Source organism: Bacillus lumedeiriae, from assembly GCF_044891285.1.
GTDB lineage: Bacteria > Bacillota > Bacilli > Bacillales > Domibacillaceae > Pseudobacillus > Pseudobacillus lumedeiriae.
This window is the reverse complement of record NZ_JAUIYO010000064.1, coordinates 1-279: the sequence shown is the minus strand read 5'-3', so window position 1 is coordinate 279 and position 279 is coordinate 1. Positions and strand designations below refer to the sequence as shown.

Annotated in this window: 2 tRNA genes; both read left to right on the top strand. The window is 50.2% G+C overall.

Annotated elements, in window-relative coordinates:
• Nucleotides 1-47: 47 nt before the first annotated feature.
• Nucleotides 48-123, top strand: a tRNA-Thr gene (locus tag QYG89_RS17225).
• Between the two features lie 29 nt (nucleotides 124-152).
• A tRNA-Lys gene (locus tag QYG89_RS17220) sits at nucleotides 153-228 on the top strand.
• Nucleotides 229-279: the final 51 nt, after the last annotated feature.

Sequence of the window (279 nt, the reverse complement as noted above, 5' to 3'; positions counted from 1 at the left end):
ACAAGCAGAGGGTCGGCGGTTCGATCCCGTCATCCTCCACCAGTATTGCCGGTGTAGCTCAATTGGTAGAGCAACTGACTTGTAATCAGTAGGTTGGGGGTTCAAGTCCTCTCGCCGGCACCACTTTCAAAGAATAAACGTCCTATTAAGACGAGCCATTAGCTCAGTTGGTAGAGCATCTGACTTTTAATCAGAGGGTCGAAGGTTCGAGTCCTTCATGGCTCACCATTTTCATATGCGGGTGTGGCGGAATTGGCAGACGCACCAGACTTAGGATCT